The organism is Bacillus litorisediminis, assembly GCF_022808645.1.
Taxonomy (GTDB): Bacteria; Bacillota; Bacilli; order Bacillales; family JC228; genus Bacillus_BF; species Bacillus_BF litorisediminis.
Window position 1 is genome coordinate 1 of record NZ_JAKZKT010000095.1, and the last position, 4,021, is coordinate 4,021.

Consider the following 4,021-nt stretch of genomic DNA (forward strand, 5'->3'; position numbering starts at 1 on the left):
TCCGTCAGTAACTTCAAGAGATAACGATAGAAATCCACTCCGTTTGCTTTTGCCGTTTCTGCGATACTTAAACAGATGGCGTTGGCTTTTGCACCAGCTTCACTGACGGAAAAGAGCCAGTTTTTTCGACCCATCACATTTGGACGAATGGCATTTTCGGCTGGATTATTATCAATTTCGATACGGCCATCCTTCAAGAATGCTTTTAGTCCATTCGCTCTGTTCAGAGTATATTCAGAAACAGGACAATCGTTGGACCTTGACTGGGCACACTTCGATAGACCCAATTGGAAAGGTTCTTATCATTCGTGTTCAGGCCATAACGCTCCCATTCCTTTACCTGACGGTAAAGAGGTAAGTATTGTGAAAATTTATCATACATCACTTTGGAAGTACGCTAGGACTTGCGATGCTACGTTGAATGGGAGGTTGTGGCGCTTTACCACGTTTAATCTGCCCTTTTTGTAATGAATCGCTTTTGCATTTTTTACATTCATAAGCGTGTTCAATATGTTGAACTTTCATCATTTTCGCAGGAATAAATTTCGCCTCTTCACGCACGATTGTACTGCCCATTTCTATCATTTGATCATGGCAACCGTCACAGATTGTATTTGCTGGATGATGGTGAATAGCTTCTATTTCAATATCTTCACGCAAGGAATCATTTCGTTTTTTTGGTTGAATTTTTCGTACAACAGTATAAGAAATGGTCTGTTGGCTTTGTTCTTCTGTGTGATCAGGATCAGTAAAAGACGGGTCATCCTCAAATAAGGACACTTGCAAATTCCTTTTCTCATAACTGTCTTACCGCAAATGATATAAATGTTTTTAACGCTTGTATAGTCGTGTTTCACCCATTTTTCAACTCCCTCATGACCGCTTGGATGATGTGCTCATCTACACCGTTAAAGAAGGAAATTTCAGCGTTTGCCGTTTTAATCGTGCAAGTAGGATTGGAGGAAAGCACTGTTGGCTTTGTTGCAGAATTATTTTCGTTTTCGGTATGTAATGTAACGGGAACAATGGTTAGTTTTTGTTGTGGCATAGGAAAAGCACCTCCTTTTATTGATACATGTATCGTACCAGGAGGTGCTGCGTGTTTATATGCGTTGTTTGAATGGGGGCTTACGGTAATCTTCACAAATAGACGTTAGTAATTTATTTTTAAAATAGAATATGTTCTTTGTGATAAGAGTGCAATTCTCATTAATTTAAATAATTTAACTTACCTATAAAGGAAATAAACATAAATGATTTTTAGTTTTGCACGAATTATTTCGTCAGCTCAAGGAAACTTACCTTATTACACAATAAATAAAAAAACGGAGTGAACTTTTACATTATAAAAAAGGGATTTAGATATATGGGATCAAGGGAGTAATAGTAACTTTACTTAAGTTTAAATTATTATTTACTTATGGGATTTCGGAGCATTAAAGTACCTAAAGAATTACTTTCTTTAGATACTTTAATGCCTTTTAAGAAAGGGGGAAAGTGGAGGCGATTATCCCCTAATAAATGAAGTATTCCCTAATAAAATCAATATCCATAAAATTTTAATATTTAATTTTCCCTCTGCATTCTTACCTCATTCTTAACCTTAAATTCCCGACATATTATTAGATTAAAATGAGATGAGACAAGGTGATTGTTATTTTTCAGAAATTAATTGCTACTCTTATTGGAAGTCTGTTATTAGGAGTTGGTGTGAATGGGTTCCTAGTTCCTCATCATTTAATAGACGGTGGAATTGTTGGAATCGCACTATTACTCCATTATTTTTTAAAATTTCCAACTGGTATTATAATGGTGGGGTTGAGTATCCCTATTTGTATATTTTCCTCATTAAATAATAAAGAGTATTTTTTTAGTAGTTTGCAAGGCTTATTGGTTTCGTCCTTATTTATTGATTTACTGGCTCCTCTTCGTTTTCAATTTTTTATTCCCCAACTTGCAAGTGCACTAATTGGAGGTGCAATAATTGGAGTTGGAGTTGGTCTAATGCTGCGATATAAAACAAGCACTGGAGGAACTGACTTACTAGCTGAAATTATTTCCGAAACTTTTTCGTTAAATATTGCACTTGTAATTATACTGATAGATGGAATTATTGTGTTGGCAGGTCTGGCTTTATTAAAATTAGATGCCTTCCTTTATTCATGTATAGCTATAATCGCTGTGGGTTTCATAACATCCTTAATTAAAGGAAAATAATCTTTTATGGGACCAAAAGCTAACCTTTATTAAATTCCCTCCATGTTTTACCAGTAATGGAATGCTTAAAAAAGGTTGGTCTCTCAACCAACCTTTTCACCATACTCTTTATTGTTGTTTGTATTGAGGTTCTTCTTGTTCAATTTGTTAAACACGTGGTTCTACATTATTGCTAACGGATTGGGTTTGTTTAGCGGCATCTTGGTAGAGCTGTTTGGCTTGTTGATTGTTTGTACCAAGAGAAACAAAATCGTCCAGGACGAATGCCTAGTCGATTTTGTTTGTTCCTCTGTTATTTAAAGCAAGTCTTTTTCATGGCCATCGAAATTAGAAAAACTCTGCGCTTTATATAGGTAAATGTCTAGACCTTGATCATTAAGGGAGCATAGTATAGCTTTGAATATTTAGAAAGTTAAAATCTTAAAGGGAGTTGTTTTTTACTATGAATAGGGAAATTTGCACCTCTTGTGAAAACTATTTTTGGATAAATCAACTATCACTGTTACCTAATGATTGGCTTCGTACTGACCAGCGTAAATATTATTGCCCTAGATGCTATCCTGAAATCTTAGAAGAACAAACTAAACTTCTTTATTATAAATTTTAGTTCGTTTAGTCCTAGGACTGTAACAAGTTATGCAAAGTTTTTAAGATGAACCATCGTCAAGGAAGTAATCATTCCAATAATACAAATTATCATGCAGGAAGAAAGGAATGCTTTTTATCCTACATATTAAACGCTGCTGTTACAATTAGATATCAATTAAGAAAATAAAAAATGTTCGTTTATGGAACCATGCAAATATAAATAAAGGAAGACTCAAAAGAAACAAACCTAATCCTGTTGGAAAGCGATAATCATAATGCAGGATAAGGGCAATACTTAATAAAGTTATTAACCCATATATGTTGTTCATTTTTTTGGAAATTCGAAAAATCAATGTATTTTTATAATTTCAAGCTTTTAAAATAGGGGTCACTTTATCAATAGCTTCTTGTAATTTTTGACTATTTAACTTATACATTTGTTTGGCCTCCTTTGATTCAGTTCCAAGAGCAAACAACTCTAAGTCAGCTTGGCATTTTTTTAGAGTTGAAAGAATTAAAGGTCTTTCTTGGGGGGACGCAACTTGCAACTTATCATCGAAAAGGTCAACCGTTAACTCTCCAAAAGAATTAATTTGTCCAAGAAATACATTTTCAACCGTAACCCCTAATTTATCTAACTCTGTATGTAACCATGCGCGACTTCTTCCAATTGTAGCTAGTGGTTCATCCATGATCACACCATCCATAATGACAGTTTGAGGCTCTTTGACGGAAGGGACTGATAAATTTAAGGCTTTTGCTGTTAAAGGTTGGTTCTCCTTTTTTAACATAACGGATAAATCTCCTGTTGCCTCTAATACAGCGAATTCGACATCAGCTACCTGATAGACATCCTTCTTACGAAGTAATGCTAATAATTCATCTATCGTGTATCTTTCTTTTTTTAAATTATCTTCCATGATTTTTCCATCTTTGATAAATACAGTTGCTTTCCCTTCTATAAAATTACGAAAACCTTTGCTTTTTAAGGAAATTAAACCAGCGAAAAAGGGGATAGCAGCAAAGATGACAATTCCAATGACACCGTGAAAAATACTCCGTTCAAGTCCCATAGCTACTTCTGCACCAATACTTCCAATTGAAATACCGGTGACATATTCGAAGAAAGATAGTTCAGAAATTTGCTTTTTCCCTAACCACTTTGTAATGATAAATAAAACCACAACAAATAATGCTGACCGTAAAGCTATATCTA

General features: G+C 34.6%; 5 protein-coding genes and 2 pseudogenes. 1 reads left to right on the forward strand and 6 read right to left on the reverse strand.

The features are described 5' to 3' along the window. The 4 genes and pseudogenes from MLE14_RS21955 to MLE14_RS21965 form a co-directional block, all read right to left on the reverse strand. A pseudogene (locus MLE14_RS21955) lies at positions 1-209 on the reverse strand (IS66 family transposase); the annotation flags it as partial. A gap of 14 nt (positions 210-223) precedes the next feature. After that, the gene (locus MLE14_RS22840) at positions 224-382 is read right to left on the reverse strand and encodes an IS66 family transposase (RefSeq protein ID WP_225310838.1); all 159 of its coding nucleotides are present in this window, start codon (positions 380-382) and stop codon (positions 224-226) included. After that, a complete protein-coding gene (locus MLE14_RS21960; protein ID WP_225310836.1) occupies positions 382-780 on the reverse strand; it encodes an IS66 family transposase zinc-finger binding domain-containing protein in 399 nt (132 codons plus the stop codon). Before MLE14_RS21960 ends, MLE14_RS22840 begins: the two co-directional genes overlap by 1 nt. Positions 781-853: 73 nt before the next feature. Then, the gene (locus MLE14_RS21965) at positions 854-1,048 is read right to left on the reverse strand and encodes a hypothetical protein (RefSeq protein ID WP_039238838.1); all 195 of its coding nucleotides are present in this window, start codon (positions 1,046-1,048) and stop codon (positions 854-856) included. Positions 1,049-1,647: 599 nt separating this feature from the next. Here MLE14_RS21965 and MLE14_RS21970 point away from each other — a divergent pair. Further along, a complete protein-coding gene (locus tag MLE14_RS21970; RefSeq protein WP_225310835.1) occupies positions 1,648-2,217 on the forward strand; it encodes a YitT family protein in 570 nt (189 codons plus the stop codon). 147 nt (positions 2,218-2,364) lie between these two features. Here the strand turns inward: MLE14_RS21970 and MLE14_RS21975 are convergent. Both MLE14_RS21975 and MLE14_RS21980 read right to left on the reverse strand, forming a co-directional pair. Continuing rightward, positions 2,365-2,460 (reverse strand): annotated as a pseudogene (locus MLE14_RS21975) (DUF1657 domain-containing protein); the annotation flags it as partial. Between the two features lie 713 nt (positions 2,461-3,173). Further along, on the reverse strand, positions 3,174-4,021 hold an 848-nt coding region (locus tag MLE14_RS21980; RefSeq protein ID WP_243300503.1), incomplete at its 5' end, for a DUF421 domain-containing protein.

Coding starts and splice junctions, on each gene's coding strand:
- MLE14_RS21965 (WP_039238838.1), bottom strand. CDS start 1,048: ATGCCACAACAAAAACTAACCATTGTTCCCGTTACATTACATACCGAA.
- MLE14_RS22840 (WP_225310838.1), bottom strand. CDS start 382: ATGTATGATAAATTTTCACAATACTTACCTCTTTACCGTCAGGTAAAG.